The 16,378-nt window shown below is 59.1% G+C and carries 13 protein-coding genes; 3 read left to right on the top strand and 10 right to left on the bottom strand.

What is annotated here, in order from left to right; genetic code table 11:
- Nucleotides 1-264 precede the first annotated feature (264 nt).
- The 6 genes from msrQ to MD273_RS16180 all read right to left on the bottom strand — a co-directional run bounded on the left by msrQ (nt 265) and on the right by MD273_RS16180 (nt 6,179).
- On the bottom strand, nt 265-870 hold the full coding sequence (gene msrQ / locus MD273_RS16155; protein ID WP_239038842.1) for a protein-methionine-sulfoxide reductase heme-binding subunit MsrQ: 606 nt from the start codon (nt 868-870) through the stop codon (nt 265-267).
- 21 nt (nt 871-891) lie between these two features.
- A complete protein-coding gene (msrP, locus tag MD273_RS16160) occupies nt 892-1,869 on the bottom strand; it encodes a protein-methionine-sulfoxide reductase catalytic subunit MsrP (RefSeq protein WP_239038843.1) in 978 nt (325 codons plus the stop codon).
- A 95-nt stretch (nt 1,870-1,964) separates the two neighbouring features.
- A complete protein-coding gene (gene pssA / locus MD273_RS16165) occupies nt 1,965-2,792 on the bottom strand; it encodes a CDP-diacylglycerol--serine O-phosphatidyltransferase (protein WP_239038844.1) in 828 nt (275 codons plus the stop codon).
- Between the two features lie 91 nt (nt 2,793-2,883).
- Nucleotides 2,884-3,933, bottom strand: a complete 1,050-nt coding sequence (gene ilvC, locus MD273_RS16170) for a ketol-acid reductoisomerase (RefSeq protein WP_285229173.1) — start codon at nt 3,931-3,933, stop codon at nt 2,884-2,886.
- A 33-nt stretch (nt 3,934-3,966) separates the two neighbouring features.
- Complete coding sequence (gene ilvN / locus MD273_RS16175) at nt 3,967-4,458, bottom strand: acetolactate synthase small subunit (RefSeq protein WP_239038846.1); 492 nt, start codon at nt 4,456-4,458, stop codon at nt 3,967-3,969.
- A 2-nt stretch (nt 4,459-4,460) separates the two neighbouring features.
- Nucleotides 4,461-6,179: an acetolactate synthase 3 large subunit gene (locus tag MD273_RS16180; RefSeq protein ID WP_239038847.1), complete on the bottom strand. Its 1,719-nt coding sequence runs from the start codon at nt 6,177-6,179 to the stop codon at nt 4,461-4,463.
- A gap of 502 nt (nt 6,180-6,681) precedes the next feature.
- On the opposite strand from MD273_RS16180, the gene MD273_RS16185 reads away from it, so the two are divergent.
- Nucleotides 6,682-7,143 carry a DUF4124 domain-containing protein gene (locus MD273_RS16185; RefSeq protein WP_239038848.1) on the top strand — a complete coding sequence of 154 codons (462 nt, stop codon included), beginning with the start codon at nt 6,682-6,684 and terminating at the stop codon, nt 7,141-7,143.
- 198 nt (nt 7,144-7,341) lie between these two features.
- Here the strand turns inward: MD273_RS16185 and clpB are convergent, their stop codons facing one another.
- From clpB to rluD, 3 genes are all read right to left on the bottom strand, one after another.
- A complete protein-coding gene (clpB, locus tag MD273_RS16190) occupies nt 7,342-9,918 on the bottom strand; it encodes an ATP-dependent chaperone ClpB (RefSeq protein WP_239038849.1) in 2,577 nt (858 codons plus the stop codon).
- 226 nt (nt 9,919-10,144) lie between these two features.
- Complete coding sequence (pgeF, locus tag MD273_RS16195; protein WP_239038850.1) at nt 10,145-10,900, bottom strand: peptidoglycan editing factor PgeF; 756 nt, start codon at nt 10,898-10,900, stop codon at nt 10,145-10,147.
- Entirely contained in the window at nt 10,890-11,867 is a 978-nt protein-coding gene (rluD, locus tag MD273_RS16200; RefSeq protein WP_239038851.1) for a 23S rRNA pseudouridine(1911/1915/1917) synthase RluD, read from the bottom strand. Before rluD ends, pgeF begins: the two co-directional genes overlap by 11 nt.
- A gap of 135 nt (nt 11,868-12,002) precedes the next feature.
- Between rluD and MD273_RS16205 the strand changes: the two genes are divergently transcribed.
- On the top strand, nt 12,003-12,836 hold the full coding sequence (locus MD273_RS16205) for an outer membrane protein assembly factor BamD (RefSeq protein ID WP_239038852.1): 834 nt from the start codon (nt 12,003-12,005) through the stop codon (nt 12,834-12,836).
- Nucleotides 12,837-12,959: 123 nt separating this feature from the next.
- On the opposite strand, the gene MD273_RS16210 is transcribed toward MD273_RS16205, so the two are convergent.
- Nucleotides 12,960-14,624 (bottom strand): NAD+ synthase, encoded by a 1,665-nt coding sequence (locus MD273_RS16210; protein WP_239038853.1) that lies wholly within the window; start codon nt 14,622-14,624, stop codon nt 12,960-12,962.
- A 93-nt stretch (nt 14,625-14,717) separates the two neighbouring features.
- On the opposite strand from MD273_RS16210, the gene MD273_RS16215 reads away from it, so the two are divergent.
- Nucleotides 14,718-16,364: a sensor histidine kinase gene (locus MD273_RS16215; protein WP_239038854.1), complete on the top strand. Its 1,647-nt coding sequence runs from the start codon at nt 14,718-14,720 to the stop codon at nt 16,362-16,364.
- Nucleotides 16,365-16,378 lie beyond the last annotated feature (14 nt).

The raw sequence follows: 16,378 nt of genomic DNA on the forward strand, positions 1-16,378 counted from the left end.
ACGAGGCGCGCATTCTACACTGAACCGCCACCTTGTCAACCGCTTTCTGAAGAAATTTGAAATCGTTTTTCTTCAAAGCTTTCAAGCAGTTACTTCCTCCGGCTGCCTCTGTCTCAGTGGCTTGTCCCTCAGAAGTGGTGCGCATTCTACAGCCCTCAGGAAAACTGTCAACGACCAATTTTCAATTATTTTCCCGGACTTCGGTTTCCACCTACGCGGCCGATCAGAATACAACCAAACAGGTCGAAAAACGAGCACTTTTCGCTATGCCCCGGGCTTTCGGAGAGGAATCAGAGAGCGCCACCCAAACCATCTCACCCGCAGCGCCAGCAGGAACGCAATCACAAGTCCGTAAACCAGCATTTCGGTGATGTCACTTCTCGACTGCCAGAGGAAATGCAGCCATGCGAGAAGAACGGCCGGATACACCAGCCTATGCAGAGGCTTCCATCGCTTTCCGAGGCGCTGCATCATTCCTCGGGTGGAAGTAATCGCCATAGGCAACAGCAAAAGGAACGCCAGACTTCCCAAGATAATATAGGGGCGCCTGGTGAACGTAGCCCACAAATCGGTCCAGCCCAGTATGAACTGGAGAAATGCCATCAGGTGCAGGCAGGCGTAGAAGAAGGCAAACAGGCCCAGCATCCGACGCACCCGGATCCACCCCTGCCATTTGAACAATCGGGAAAGTGGCGTCATTCCCAGGGTGACAATCAGCAACTGGAACGCAGCAAGGCCCAACGCCTCAGTCACTTCCTGACCCGGATCCGGTCCCAGGCTACCGGTCACAATGCGGACAACCAACCAAAGCAGAGGAATCAACGCCAGCAGGAAAACCAGCCCCTTGAATGCAGGCATGGGTAATGCCATAGGAACTCCTTCCCGCTCCCGTCAGTAATATTTGGTCAGATCCATGCCCTTGTAGAGGTGCGCAACCTGCTCGCCATACCCATTGAACTTTCGGGTTTCAATCCAGTTGGGCGAGAGCAGTCCGGAGGGTAGACGTCGTTCGCGCTTCTGGCTCCAGCGGGGATGATCCACCTCGGGATTCACGTTGGCATAGAAACCATATTCCTGGGGAGCAATCATTTCCCAGGTGCTCTTCGGCCGCTCCTCCTGGAAACGGATCTTGACGATGGACTTGATACTCTTGAAGCCGTACTTCCAGGGTACAACCAGTCGCATGGGTGCCCCATTCTGTTTCGGAACGGTTTTCCCGTAGAGTCCGACCGCCATGAAACTGAGCTCGTTCATGGCCTCGTCCATTCTCAACCCCTCCTGATAGGGCCAATCGATGGTGCTGAACAGCGAGCGCTGCCCTCTCATCTGATCAGGATCGTAGAGCGTTTCGAAATAGACGTATTTCGCCCGGGAGTTAGGTTCAAAACGCTTGAGCATGTCTGCCAAAGGAATCCCGATCCAGGGAATCACCATCGACCACGCCTCAACACAACGCAACCGGTAGATGCGCTCCTGGTACTCGTGCGGTTTAACCAGATCCTCAAATGAATAGGTGCCCGGCCTGCCACACTCCCCTTCGACCGTCACCGACCAGGGGTCGACCGACATTTCCTCCGCATACCGCGCGGGGTCGTCCTTTCCGGTTCCGAACTCATAGAAGTTGTTATACCGGGTGACATCTTCATAGGGCGTTTTCTCCTCGTCGGTCGAAAACCCCGGCATGGCGGTATAGCTGAGGGACTCTCCCTGCACCGGTACGGCTGCGGCATCCACAAGGCGGGGCAAGCCGGTGCCTGCCAGGGCGGCCGCAACCACCCCACCCATGAAACGGCGGCGATCAAGATAAACGGATTCGGGCGTGACGTCTGAGTGGGAAAGAGCCCAGGACGGGCGTTTCTTGATAAGCATCGGTAATCTCCGTTAACCAGAAGCCTGACTGGTTGACCGGAGGATCCCGTAGGAATTCCCCGGGCGCTGGCGCCCGGGGCAATTACCGCAACACCCTACTGACGGCGGGGTTTGCCACGAAACAGAGCACGGGCAGGTCCGGACAACGCATAAAGCAGGAACACTGTGAACAGTACGGTGGCAGGATCCAGAGCGATCACAACCAGGATCAGAACCACCAGCAGTATGGCGGCAAACGGCACACGGCCGCGAAGATCAAGATCCTTGAAACTGCGATACAGAATGTTGCTCACCATCAACACACCAGTACCACCAACCACGATAACCGTCAGCATCGTCAGCCAGGTGGACGGTTCGAACTGGTGAAAACACCAGACCAGGCCGGCAACACAGGCCGCTGCAGACGGACTTGCGAGACCGACAAAGAACTTCTTGTCCACCGAGCCGATCTGGGTATTGAACCGGGCCAGCCGCAAGGCCGCGCCGGCAACATAGATGAAGGTAATGGCCCAGCCAAATTTGCCGAGGCCGTTCAGGGACCAGAAGAACGCAACCAGTCCCGGAGCCACGCCGAATGCCACCATATCCGCAAGACTGTCGTATTCCTCACCGAACTTGCTCTGGGTGTTGGTCATCCGGGCCACGCGACCATCCAGCCCATCGAGGATCATGGAAACAAAGACCGCGATCGCGGCATTGTCAAAGACGCCGTTGGCTGCGGACACGATGGCGTAAAAGCCTGAAAACAGGGAGGCGGTTGTCAGGGCATTGGGCAGCAGGTAAATGCCCTTGCGACGGACAGGAGCCCCTTCGACCAGCTCCTCTTCCACAACCTCACCGGAGTCGATCTCCGGATCCGGGGCTTCTGGCTGCTCATTCTTGAAGGTAGCTTCTGGGTCGGCAGATTTTTTCTCGTCAGTCATTCCTGGAACTCCGGAAAGCATTTGGGCGGAGTATATACGAAAAACGCGGCCACCCGGGCCGCGTTTTCGAAAACTGTGCCGGAAATCCGGATCAGTTCTTGTCCTTGTCCACAATCTTGTTCGCTGTGATCCACGGCATCATGGAACGCAGCTTCTCACCGACCACTTCAATCTGGTGAGCCGCGTTGTCACGACGGCGTGCCGTCATGGAGGGATAGTTCAGGCTACCTTCGGAGATGAACATCTTGGCGTACTCACCGCTCTGGATGCGCTTCAGTGCGTTGCGCATGGCTTCGCGGGACTGCTCGTTGATGATTTCCGGACCCGTCACGTACTCACCATACTCCGCGTTGTTGGAGATGGAGTAGTTCATGTTGGCGATACCACCCTCGTACATCAGATCGACGATCAGCTTCAGCTCGTGCAGACACTCGAAGTAAGCCATTTCCGGCGCGTAACCCGCTTCAACCAGGGTCTCGAAACCGGCTTTGACCAGCTCAACGGTACCGCCACACAGAACAGCCTGTTCACCGAACAGGTCGGTTTCGGTCTCGTCCTTGAAGCTGGTTTCGATGATGCCGGTACGGCCGCCGCCGATACCGCTGGCGTAGGACAGCGCCAGGTTCTTGGCGTTGCCGGACGCATCCTGGAAGATGGCGATCAGATCAGGGATACCACCGCCGTTGGCAAATTCGGTGCGAACGGTGTGGCCCGGAGCCTTCGGAGCGACCATGATCACATCCAGATCCTTGCGCGGAACGATCTGGTTGTAGTGGATGGCAAAGCCGTGGGCGAAGGCCAGGGTTGCTCCCTCTTTCAGGTTCGGCTCGATTTCGGCCTTGTACAGCTGGGCCTGATACTCGTCCGGGGTCAGGATCATGACCACATCAGAGGCAGCAACGGCGGACGGCACGTCGCTGGTTTTCAGGCCATAGGCTTCGGCCTTGGCAATGGAAGAAGAACCCGGACGCAGACCGACAGTCACGTCAACACCGGACTCTTTCAGGTTGCACGCGTGGGCGTGGCCCTGGGAACCGAAACCGATGATGGCAACTTTCTTGCCCTGGATGATGGAAAGATCGCAATCCTTATCGTAATAAACCTGCATGAGAAACCTCTGTTGTTTGTGGTGGCCCCTCAGGGCCACGATGTTCGAACTCGTTAACCCTGGCCGTTACAGGCTCAGTACCTTTTCACCGCGGGCGATACCCGACACACCGGTACGAACCACTTCCAGGACACCGGCAGTACCTACTGCCTGAATGAAGCCATCAAGCTTTTCACTGTCACCCGCCAGCTGAACCGTGTACACCGAACTGGTGACGTCCACGATCTGGCCCCGGAAGATATCCACAGTGCGTTTGATCTCAGCGCGCTGGGACCCGGTTGCCTTGAGCTTCACCAACATCAGCTCGCGCTCGATGTGGGAGCCCTCAGTCAGATCTACCAGTTTCACCACTTCAATCAGCTTGTTCAGCTGTTTGGTGATCTGCTCGATGACCTTGTCGGAACCCGTGGTGGTGACGGTCAGACGCGACAGGGTCTCGTCCTCGGTCGGGGCCACGGTCAGTGTTTCGATGTTGTAGTTACGCTGCGAGAACAGGCCAACCACCCGTGACAGCGCACCCGGCTCGTTTTCCAGCAAAACAGAAATGATTCGACGCATGATCACACCCTCTCCGTCTTGCTGAGCCACATGTCTTTCATGGAACCGCGGGCCACCTGCATCGGGTAGACATGCTCGAAGCGATCAACATAGATGTCGACAAAGACCAGTTTGTCCTTCATCGCCAACACTTCCTTGAGCTTCGTCTCCAGATCTTCCTTCTTTTCGATACGCACGCCCACGTGACCATAGGCTTCCGCCAGCGCGATGAAGTCCGGCAGGGACTCCATGTAGGACTGGGAATGGCGGGACTCGTAGTTCATGTCCTGCCACTGCTTCACCATGCCCAGGGCCTGGTTGTTCAGGTTGATGATCTTGACCGGCAGATTGTACTGCTTGCAGGTGGACAGCTCCTGGATGTTCATCTGGATACTACCCTCACCGGTGATGCACAGCACCTCGTCGTCCGGATGGGTGAGCTTTACCCCCATCGCGGCCGGCAGGCCGAAGCCCATGGTGCCCAGGCCACCGGAGTTGATCCAGCGATTGGGCTTGTCGAACTTGTAGTACTGGGCAGCAAACATCTGGTGCTGGCCAACATCCGAGGTGACAAACGCCTCGCCGTTGGTCAGCTTGCACAGCAGCTCGATCACTTCCTGCGGCTTGATCACGTCCGGGCTGGTCTCGTAGCGCATGCCGTGGAACGCCCGCCACTCCTCGATCTGCTTCCACCAGGAGGCAAGGGCGCTGGCATCCGGCTTGTCCTTGCTTTCCTTGACCAGGGCAAGCATCTCCTTCAGCACCGCATCCACGGGACCCACGATGGGCACATCCGCTTCCACGGTCTTGGAGATGGAGGCCGGATCAATATCGATGTGGATGATCCGCGCACCCGGACAGAACTTCTCGGTGGCGTTGGTTACCCGGTCGTCGAAACGGGCGCCCACGGCCAGGATCAGATCCGAGTGGTGCATGGCCATGTTGGCTTCGTAGGTGCCATGCATGCCCAGCCAGCCCAGGTGCTGCTTATCGGAAGCCGGGTAACAGCCGATACCCATCAGGGTATTGGTGAGCGGGTAACCCAGCATACGGGTCAGCTCGGTCAGCTGATTGGAGGCCTTGCCGAGGATGACGCCCCCGCCGGCATAAATCACCGGTCGCTTGGCTGCCAGCAGCATATCGACCGCTTTCTTGATCTGGCCGGCGTGGCCACGAATGGCCGGGTTATAGGACCGCAGCTTGACCTTCTTGGGATAGGAATACTCATAGCGCTCGTTCGGCGTGGTCATATCCTTGGGGATGTCCACGACGACCGGACCGGGACGACCGGTTGCGGCGATGTAGTACGCCTTGCGAATGACTTCAGGAATTTCCTCGGGGTGCCGCACACTCAGGTTGTGCTTCACCACGGGACGGGAGACACCGATCATGTCGGTTTCCTGGAAGGCATCCTCACCAATGAGATGGGAGGCAACCTGACCGCACAGAACCACCATGGGGATGGAATCCATGAAAGCGGTGGCAATGCCGGTAATGGTGTTGGTGGCTCCAGGACCCGAGGTCACCAGTACGGTACCTGGTTTTCCGGTCGCGCGGGCATAGCCGTCGGCCATATGGACCGCCGCCTGCTCGTGCCGTACCAGAATATGCTTGACTTTGTCCTGCCTGAACAGCGCATCATAAATATGAAGGGCTGCACCACCCGGATAGCCGTATATGTACTCGATGCCTTCGTCCTGAAGGGACCGGATCAGCATATCGGCGCCAGACAATAACTCCACGATTTTCTACCCTCTTCTACGAGTGAATGAGCCGGGTTTCGCCCCGGTTGCCTGGATTCACGGTCTCCCTGCTTCTTGTGAAAGCGGAACCGGCTTGCTCCTCCACACCTGCAAAATAAGAGGTTGTCTCCTGGCCAGTCGCTCTCCTGAGGGTTGCGGAGAACGACCAATCAACGGGTTGCACGTAAGCAACAACCAGCACACATCGGGACCCGACGTGTTCAGTGTGGTGATTAACGGGGGATACTCGCTCGGGATTGCCTGCCGAATTAACCCCAGTTTCAGGCAATCGCCAATTCTGACAGCGCGAAACTCCCTGTCAATAGGCGCTGACAGTTAATCCGCCCAATCTGGCCGAAGGTCTGCCATACTTGACGAATCCGGTCCCCGAGATTTGAACCAGACGAAAGAAAATCGGCGTCCCGGATGGCATGATAGACTTCACCAATAACTCCAACCGGCAGCGGAATCTGACCGGGAGCAAACCACGGCGAGTAGATCCATGAGCAGAAAAATCCTGATGTTGGCCCTGTTAATGGCTTTAGTACCGGGCATTGCCCACAGCGGCTCTGTCTACAAATGGACGGACGAGAATGGTGTCACCCACTTTGGCGACCGCCAGCCCACCGGCAGTAAGGCCGAACAGGTCAGCGTCCGTTCCGGCAAGGGATCGAGCAACGCATCCAGCCGCACCAGCCCCCAGGAGCAGGTGCAGGCCATGGAGGAGGAAACCGAAAAACGCGAGCTCACCGAGCGCGAACGGGCCGAGATGGAAGCCATTCGCAAGCAACGCGAGGCCAACTGCGCCACCGCCGAGGCCAACCTGAAGATTATCGACAGCAATGCGCGGATCCAGGTGGAGGAAGACGGTGAGCGGCGGTATCTGTCACCGGAGGAGATTGCCGAGCAGCGGTTGCGGTTTGAGAAAATCGCCGAAGAGAATTGCGGGCCGATGGAAGAGTAGGAAGTGAAGTTGGGGTCAGATGAAGGCCTTCATCTGACCCCGGGTTAACGGCTCGGATTGGGTGTGAAAGTGGGGTCAGATGAACGCTTTCATCTGACCCCGGCCTGGAGGGCTGACCGCCGGGCTTGACGTAAAATGGGGTCAGAAGAAAGCGTTCTTCTGACCCCGACTTTAAACCCCGGCTCTGCCTGATACCGATCAGGCCTTCTCGAACACCAGCTGGTGATCCTTCACCGTGCCAAGGATGGTATCGCCCGGCACAAACTCTCCCTGCAACAACTTCTGTGCCAGCGGGTTCTCGATGTTCCGCTGGATCGCCCGCTTCAGCGGCCGGGCACCATACACCGGGTCATAACCCACTTCCGCCAGCAGGTCCATCGCTCCGTCGTCCAGCTCCAGCTTCATATCCTGTTCCTTCAGGCGCTTGCTGAGGCCAGCGATCTGGATCTTCGCGATGCCTCGGATCTGATCTTCCGCCAGCGGATGGAACACCACCACTTCGTCCACGCGGTTGATGAATTCCGGACGGAAGTGAGTACCGACCACTTCCATGACCGCGCTCTTCATGGACTCGTAGTTCTCCTCTCCCGCTTTCTGCTGGATGATGTCGGAGCCCAGGTTCGAGGTCATCACGATAACGGTGTTGCGAAAATCCACCGTGCGCCCCTGGCCGTCAGTGAGGCGGCCGTCCTCGAGCACCTGCAGGAGGATGTTGAACACATCCGGGTGCGCTTTCTCGACCTCGTCGAGCAATAGCACGGAATACGGGCGGCGGCGCACCGCTTCGGTGAGGTACCCCCCCTCCTCATAGCCAACATAGCCGGGAGGCGCACCAATCAGGCGGGCTACCGAATGTTTCTCCATGAACTCGGACATGTCGATGCGAACCATGGCCTCCTCGGTATCGAACAGGAAGGAAGCCAGCGACTTGCACAGCTCGGTCTTACCCACCCCGGTCGGGCCAAGGAACAGGAACGAGCCGTTGGGTCGATGGGGATCGGAAAGACCGGCGCGGGAACGGCGCACCGCGTTGGAAACCGCTTCCACCGCTTCATCCTGACCGATCACCCGGTCATGAAGGGCCTCTTCCATACGCATCAGTTTGTCGCGCTCACCCTCCAGCATCTTCGATACCGGGATGCCGGTCCACTTGGAGACGACTTCAGCGATCTCCTCATCGGTGACGCGATTACGCAGCAGCTCCATCTTTTTCATCTCGGCCTGGCCGGCCATTTCAAGCTGGCGCTCCAGCTCCGGAATCTTGCCATACTGCAGCTCGGACATCCGGCCAAGATCCCCTGCACGCCGGGCGTTTTCCAGATCGATGCGCGCCTGCTCAAGGTCGCTCTTGATCTTCTGGGAGCCGTGCAGCGCCGCTTTCTCGGAGTTCCAGACCTCTTCCAGGTCGGCGTATTCCCGCTCGACACCGGTAATTACCTCGGAAAGCTCTGAAAGCCGCTTCTTGGACGCCTCGTCCTTCTCTTTTTTGAGCGCCTCCCGTTCAATCTTCAGCTGAATCAGTCGACGCTCCAGACGATCCAGTGCCTCCGGCTTGGAATCCATTTCCATGCGGATCTGACTGGCCGCTTCGTCCACCAGGTCGATGGCCTTATCCGGCAGTTGCCGGTCGGTGATATACCGATGGGAAAGCTTTGCGGCCGCGATGATGGCACCGTCGGTGACCTCGACGCCGTGATGCACCTCGTAACGCTCTTTCAGGCCGCGCAGGATGGCGATGGTGTCTTCCTCGGTTGGCTCGCTGACCAGCACCTTCTGGAACCGTCGCTCAAGGGCAGCATCCTTCTCGATGTTCTCGCGGTATTCGTCCAGGGTGGTAGCACCCACGCAGTGCAGCTCACCCCGGGCCAGGGCCGGCTTGAGCATGTTGCCGGCGTCCATGGAGCCCTCGGCCTTGCCGGCGCCTACCATGGTGTGGATCTCGTCGATGAACAGGATGATCTGCCCTTCCTGCTTGGACAGTTCGTTCAGCAGAGCCTTCAGGCGCTCCTCGAATTCGCCCCGGAACTTCGCCCCGGCGATCAGGGAACCCATGTCCAGAGACAGCACTTTCTTGTCTTTCAGGCCGTCGGGCACTTCGCCGTTGACGATGCGCTGGGCCAGGCCTTCGACGATGGCGGTTTTGCCCACGCCGGGCTCACCAATCAGCACCGGGTTGTTCTTGCGCCGGCGCTGCAGGACCTGGATGGTGCGGCGGATTTCGTCGTCACGGCCGATGACCGGGTCGAGTTTGCCTTCAGCGGCACGCTCGGTCAGGTCGATGGTGTACTTGGACAGGGCCTGACGGTTTTCCTCGGCACCGGGATCGGTCACGGCTTCACCACCGCGAACTTCGTCGATGGCCTTTTCAAGGGCAGCCTTGTCCACGCCCTGCTCCCGCAATACCCGACCGAGTGTGCCCCGGTCTTCGAGGGCCGCCAGCAGCATGAGTTCGCTCGAGATAAACTGATCCTTGCGCTTCTGGGACAGCTTGTCCGCCATATTAAGCAGACGGCCCATATCGTTGGACATGGACACGTCGCCGGCGGAACCTTTGACCTCCGGCAGATTCTCGATTTCCTGGGCGATGGCCTGGCGAATGCGCGCAGGGTCCGCGCCGGCCTGCTTCAGCAGCGGCTTGATGGAGCTGCCGTCCTGGTCGAGCAGCGCCTGCATCAGGTGCAGCGGCTCAATGAAGTTGTGGTCCTTGCCAACCGCCAGCGACTGCGCGTCTGCCAGCGCGGTCTGCAGCTTGCTCGTGAGCTTGTCGATTCTCATGGTTCCGTTTCCCCAAATCAGTTAGCGGATATCTGGCGAACCTTTTGGCGGTTCGGTTATATCCAAATTGCTTTGGTTTTAAATGTAGGGGCGGGTGGAGGGACTTCAAGCTGCGATGATTTGATTTTGGCGCTAAATTGACCACGGTCAGTTGTATTTTGGGGGCACGCGATGGGAGGACAAGCCAGCCCATCGCCCGGGCATTTGCGGGAAATACAATTCCGGCTTAACTCAGCCAGATCAGGGTCGCCATACGTCCGGTCCGGCCATCTCGCCGGTAGGAGAAAAACCAGTCCCGGTCGCGAACGGTGCAGAGGCTGCCGCCGGAGACGGAGCTTACACCCGCACTGGCCAGGCGTTGACTGGCCAATTGGTAGATGTCGGCCAGGTAATGCCCCGGCCGTGCGCCCTCTTCCGAGAACGCTTGGGCCGCGTCAGGATCGCGGGACAGAAACGCCTCGCGAACTTCCGGGCCGACCTCGAACTGTTTCGGGCCGATGGCCGGCCCCAGCCAGGCCATCAGTTCATCGCCGGGCACGGCCATGGCGCCGATCAGGTTTTCCAGTACGCCGCCGCACAGGCTACGCCAACCGGCGTGGGCGGCACCGACTACGCGTCCTTTCCGGTCGCACAGGACCACCGGCAGGCAGTCAGCAGTGAGGATGGCGCAGGCAATCCCGTTTTCTCGGGTAAAGCTGGCATCGGCCTCCGGGACCGTCGCGACGTTGTCGGCGGTGATCTCGACCACGTTGGTGCCGTGGACCTGATTCAGCCAGGCGATACGGGTGTCATCCAGACCGGCGAACTCCGCCAGGCGCTGTCGGTTGGTCTGGACATGGTCGGGGTTGTCGCCGACATGCCCCCCGAGATTGAGACTGTTCCAGGGAGGTTGGCTGACACCACCCTGGCGGGTGGTGCACAGCGCCCGGACATTTCCGGGCACTGACCAGTCGGGGCGGAGAACGGCCTGTTCAGAAATCATGGCTCTCAAGCTCCCGGACGTGTTTGCGCAGGGCTTCAATCAGGTGAACCATGTCCTCCGGCAATGGCACTTCCCACGTGAGGATTTCACCGGTTTCCGGATGTTCGAGCGTCAATTGCCGGGCGTGGAGCGCCTGGCGATTGAAGCCGGACAGTACTTCCCGCAGCTCTTCAGTGGAGCCCTTGGGCAGTCGCATACGGCCGCCGTAGAGCTGATCGCCCACCAGCGGGTGCTTCACGTGGGCCATGTGGACCCGGATCTGGTGGGTACGGCCGCTCTCCAGTTTGCAACGGATGTGGGTGTGGGCGGCGAAGCGTTCCACCAGACGGTAGTGGGTCACCGCCGGCTTGCCACTGGCGACCACAGCCATTTTCTTGCGCTCGCGGGGGTGCCGGCCAATGGGAGCATCGACCGTGGCACCGCCGGTGAGCGTGCCCACCACGACGGCGTCGTATTCGCGGCCCATGGTTCTGGTCTGGAGCTGATCGACCAGCGAGGTGTGTGCAATCAGGCTGCGGGCCACCACCATGATGCCGGAGGTGTCCTTGTCGAGACGGTGCACGATGCCAGCGCGGGGCAGGTTTTCAACTTCCGGGGCATAACTGAGGACGGCGTTGACCAGAGTGCCAGCCGCATGGCCCGCCGCAGGATGCACCACCAGGCCCGCCGGCTTGTTGATCACCAGCAGGTGTTCGTCCTCGTAGACGATGTCCAGTTCAATGTCTTCAGCCTCCCAGCTCACCTGGACTTCCGGCTCGGCGTCCAGTTCGATGACGTCATCGAGCATGACCTTGTCCCGGGGTTTTCTGGCGTCGCCGTTGACGGTCAGGGTGCCATCCTTGATCCAGCCTTGCAGGCGGGAACGGGAATGTTCGGGCATCAGGGCGGCCGCAGCCTGGTCGAGCCTTCGGTCACTCAGGTCGGGTGGAACAACAAATCGGGCGGTAATTCGGTTTTCAGATGACATCAAGCCCCCGGGGCCGGTGTGTTACGTTTTGATCAGATTCTGGCAATCGGACAAGGGAACCTCTGCACATAGGGCGTCTTCCCCGCTACAATGGCCGCTGCTCAAAAACTTTTCGACATTATACGGGATTCCGGCATGAGATCAGTTGTTCGTTTGCTGTTGCTGTCCACCCTGGTGGTGATGATCAGCGCCTGCGCCAGTAACAAGCAGGAAGAGGTCCTGCCGGAGCAGACCTATTACGAGAATGCCCGCGAGGCGATGGACTCCGGCAATTTCAACGAAGCGGAACAGAATCTCGACGCCCTGGAGACCTATTACCCGTTCGGGCGCTATGCCGAACAGGCCCAGCTGGACCTGATCTACGCCCGCTACCAGAACCTGGACCTGGAAGGTGCGCGGGCGGCGGCGGACCGCTTCCTGCGCCTGAACCCCCAAAGCGACCACGCCGACTACGCCCTGTACATGCGTGGACTGGCCTCCTACAACCTCGATATCGGCCTGGCGGCCCGTTACTTCCCCATCGACGTGGCCGCCCGCAACCCGGGTGAACAGACCCAGGCGTTCCGGGATTTCTCGCAACTGCTGAACCGCTACCCGGACAGTGCCTACGCCAGTGACGCCCGCCAGCGCATGATCGCCATCCGTAACCGCATGGCCGAGCTGGAGCTGCATGCCGCCCGCTATTACATCAAACGTGAAGCCTACCTGGCTGCCAACAACCGGGCGCGTTACGTGGTCGAGAACTACCCCTCCTCGCCTGCCGTGGAAGAGGCGCTGATCATCATGGCCGAGACCTTCCAGTTTCTGGACCTAAAGAAAGGCGCGCGGGACAGTATAGCCATGCTCCGGGAGAACTTCCCGAAGAGCGAAGCCTTCAATGAGGAGGGCGAGTTTGTGGCGGACCGGTTGAAGGGGGAAAACCGGTCACTGATGAATGCCGTGACGTTCGGGTTGATGGGCGACGAGTGAGATTGGTGTGAAGATGGGGTCAGATGAAGGCTTGGACTGAAATTGGGGTCAGATGAAAGCTTTCATCTGACCCCTGCTTGGAAGCCCGACTCCTGAGCCTGACCCCATCTTCACTCATCCCCGCTACTTCCCGCTCTTCCAGCCATTGGTAATCGGGTACCGCCGATCCTTCCCGAATCCACGCTCGGTAATCCGCACCCCGATCGGCGCCTGACGGCGTTTATACTCGTTGATATCCACCAGCCGGACCACCCGCGCCACGTCGGTGGCATCAAAGCCTTCCGCCACGATGGCTTCGGCACTGAAGTCCCGCTCGACATATAGATTGAGAATCTGGTCCAGCACGTCGTATCCAGGCAGGCTGTCTTCATCTTTCTGGTCCGGTGCCAGTTCCGCTGAGGGCGGGCGGGTGATGACCCGCTCGGGGATAACCGGCGAAAGGGTGTTGCGGTAGCGTGCCAGGCGGAACACCAGGGTCTTGGGCACATCTTTCAGCACATCAAAACCACCGGCCATGTCACCGTATAGTGTGGAATAGCCCACCGCCATCTCGCTTTTGTTGCCGGTGGTCAGGACCAGCGAGCCGAACTTATTGGACAGTGACATCAGCAACACTCCCCGCAGTCGCGCCTGGAGGTTTTCCTCGGTGGTGTCCGGTTTTGTCCCCTCGAACGGCTTTTCCAGGGTAGCCATGAAAGCGTCGTACATGGGCTCGATGGAGAACACGTCGTACTGCACACCCAGCGCGTTGGCTTCTGCCTCGGCATCCTCCAGACTCATGCTGGAGGTATATCGGAACGGCATCATCACGGCGCGCACCCGGTCCCTGCCCAGAGCATCCACGGCGACGGCGAGGGTCACCGCGGAATCAATACCGCCGGACAGGCCCAGCACCACGGTCTTGAAGCCGTTCTTGTTCACGTAATCCCTGACTCCGGTGACCAATGCGCTGTAAACGTTGGCTTCCAGAGAAGGTTCCTCGGGCAACGGCTGGGATACCGGCTGGCAATGGTGGTCACAGATAAAGTCGACCGGGTATAGACCCTCGCTGAACTGCGGTGCTTCGGCCATCAGCTCTCCGGAGTGGTCATAGACGACAGAGCCGCCGTCGAACACCAGCTCGTCCTGCCCTCCGATAAGATTCACGTAGACGATCGTGACTGCATTTTCCCGCGCCTTGCGCTCCAGCAGGGCCTTTCGGCGTGCCTGCTTGTCGATGTCGTAGGGCGAGGCGTTCAGATTCAGGATCAGCCGGGCACCCGCTGCGGCACAATCCTCTACCGGACCATCCTTCCAGATATCCTCGCAGACGGTAATGCCAACCGGAACGCCACGTATCTCCATGGTGAAGACATCCCTGCCCTCGGCGAAATAGCGTTTCTCATCAAACACCTGATAGTTGGGCGGGAACCGCTTGAAATAGCGGCCGGTGATCTGGCCGTTCTCGATCACCACGGCCCCGTTGTATAGAAGCCCTTTCTGGCGCAGCGGTGCCCCGATCACGATGGCGGGCTCCAGATCGGCGCTCTGCAATTGTTCGAGCGCCTCATTCACGCGCAGGTCCAGACTCGGCCTTAGCAGGAGGTCCTCTGGCGGATAGCCGGTCAGGCAGAGTTCCGGGAAGACCACAATATCCGCCTGGTGCTCTCTGGCCGCCTTACGAGTAGCCTCAATGACCAAGCGGGCATTGCCGGGAATATCACCGACCAGAAAATCCAGCTGGGCCATAACCACCCTCAACTTCCGGGCAGGCGATTGAGAGGACGGGGCATTCCCGGACTCGGACATAAATCGGCTCCTGTAACTCATTGCCATGAAAAGGCTATTATAACCCCGCAACGGCAAGAATTTCTTCCGACCAACAACCGACCAAAGGCAAGCATGTCAGACAGCACGTCACCCATCGGCAGGGCGCAAGCACTGTACCAGCCGGGAAACTGGCAGCAAGTGAAGCTGTTCCGAATCTACAACCATTACCGGCTGGTGGTCAGTCTGATGCTGGTAGGGTTGCTGTTTGTCGATCCGGTGGCCTTCGAAACCCGATTCCGCTGGCAGGATTACTACCAGGCGGGCGTGATTTCCTATCTGGCCCTGAATGCCTTCATCGGCATGACTCTGCTGGCCGGCTTTCAGCCCAGCCGGCGGCATATCACCCTGTCCATCCTTCTGGACATTCTGATCATGCACGGACTGCTGGTGGCAAGCACCGGCATCACCAACGGCCTGGCCAACCTGGTCATTGTTTCCGTCGCCGCCGGTAACATCCTGACCCCGAGCCGGATGGGTACCTTTTATGCTGCTCTGGCGGCTCTCTGTTCACTGGGCATTTCCGGCTGGGCTGTTCTGGTGCTCGGCGAAAGTGGAGATGACATCGTCCGGGCCGGCTCCCTGGGCATCCTGTATTTCGCTGCCGCCTTCATCCTGCAGAACATTTCCCGTCGCATGATGCGCAGTGAGGCCCTGGCCTCGAGCCGGGCCCGCAGTATTGCGGAACTGGAACAGATCAATCAACAGATCATCCAGCGCATGCGGACCGGAATCCTGGTGCTCGACCGCCTCGGACAGATCCGCCTGGCCAACGCAGCGGCGGAAGAGCTGTTATTTGGCGCCTCGGGTAGGCAGAACGGATCGGTCGATCACAACCGCGCCTTACCCCAGCCGCTCAAGCTGGGCCTGGAAGACTGGCTCAAGGACCCGCGCAAACGGATAGCGCCTTTCCAGTCCGCACCCACTTCGCCCCTGCTCCAGGCCAATTTCACCCAACTGGACCAGGAACAGGGCGACCTGATTCTGGTGTTCGTTGACGACATGAGCAAGGTCACCCAGCAAGCCCAGCAGATGAAACTGGCCTCTCTCGGTCGACTTACTGCCGGTATTGCCCACGAGATACGCAACCCCCTGGGCGCGATCAGCCATGCGGCACAATTGATGGAGGAGTCCCCATCCCTCGACGATGGCGACAAGCGCATGCTGGATATCATCCGGCGTCATTCCAGGCGGGTAAACGGCATTATCGAAAATGTTCTGGATTTGTCCCGGCGCAAGGCGGCAAACGCCGAATTAGTGGATATTCCCGCATGGTTACAGGAATTCCGGCAGGACTTCCTGCAAACCCAGGATGACCAGTCCGCCCCCGTCCGGGTCGACCTTGTGATTGATCCGGAAACGCCTGCCGCCCGCTTCGACAAGAGTCAGATCGAGCAGGTGCTGGTCAACCTGTGTGACAACGGGCTTCGCTACAGCCTGCAACAGTGTGGGGAGAAGCATATTAAACTCAGCGCGGGCACAACGGAGGATGGAGAACGGGCGTATCTCGATGTCCGGGACTACGGCCCCGGCATCGCAAAGGAGCACCGCAGTTCCGTCTTTGAGCCGTTCTTCACAACCGATAAAAGTGGCACCGGCCTGGGCCTTTATCTGGCCAGGGAACTGTGCGAGTCTAACCAGGCCCACCTGTCCCTGGTGGAAGACGACCAGCCCGGCTGCTGTTTCCGCATTACCTTTGCCCCACCCGGGCGCCTGATCTGATCAGGCTCTTTTTA

Source organism: Marinobacter sp. C7, from assembly GCF_022343555.1.
Classification (GTDB): Bacteria; Pseudomonadota; Gammaproteobacteria; order Pseudomonadales; family Oleiphilaceae; genus Marinobacter.

Coding starts and splice junctions, on each gene's coding strand:
- msrQ (WP_239038842.1), bottom strand. CDS start 870: ATGGCATTACCCATGCCTGCATTCAAGGGGCTGGTTTTCCTGCTGGCG.
- msrP (WP_239038843.1), bottom strand. CDS start 1,869: ATGCTTATCAAGAAACGCCCGTCCTGGGCTCTTTCCCACTCAGACGTC.
- pssA (WP_239038844.1), bottom strand. CDS start 2,792: ATGACTGACGAGAAAAAATCTGCCGACCCAGAAGCTACCTTCAAGAAT.
- ilvN (WP_239038846.1), bottom strand. CDS start 4,458: ATGCGTCGAATCATTTCTGTTTTGCTGGAAAACGAGCCGGGTGCGCTG.
- MD273_RS16185 (WP_239038848.1), top strand. CDS start 6,682: ATGAGCAGAAAAATCCTGATGTTGGCCCTGTTAATGGCTTTAGTACCG.
- clpB (WP_239038849.1), bottom strand. CDS start 9,918: ATGAGAATCGACAAGCTCACGAGCAAGCTGCAGACCGCGCTGGCAGAC.
- pgeF (WP_239038850.1), bottom strand. CDS start 10,900: ATGATTTCTGAACAGGCCGTTCTCCGCCCCGACTGGTCAGTGCCCGGA.
- rluD (WP_239038851.1), bottom strand. CDS start 11,867: ATGTCATCTGAAAACCGAATTACCGCCCGATTTGTTGTTCCACCCGAC.
- MD273_RS16205 (WP_239038852.1), top strand. CDS start 12,003: ATGAGATCAGTTGTTCGTTTGCTGTTGCTGTCCACCCTGGTGGTGATG.
- MD273_RS16210 (WP_239038853.1), bottom strand. CDS start 14,624: ATGTCCGAGTCCGGGAATGCCCCGTCCTCTCAATCGCCTGCCCGGAAG.
- MD273_RS16215 (WP_239038854.1), top strand. CDS start 14,718: ATGTCAGACAGCACGTCACCCATCGGCAGGGCGCAAGCACTGTACCAG.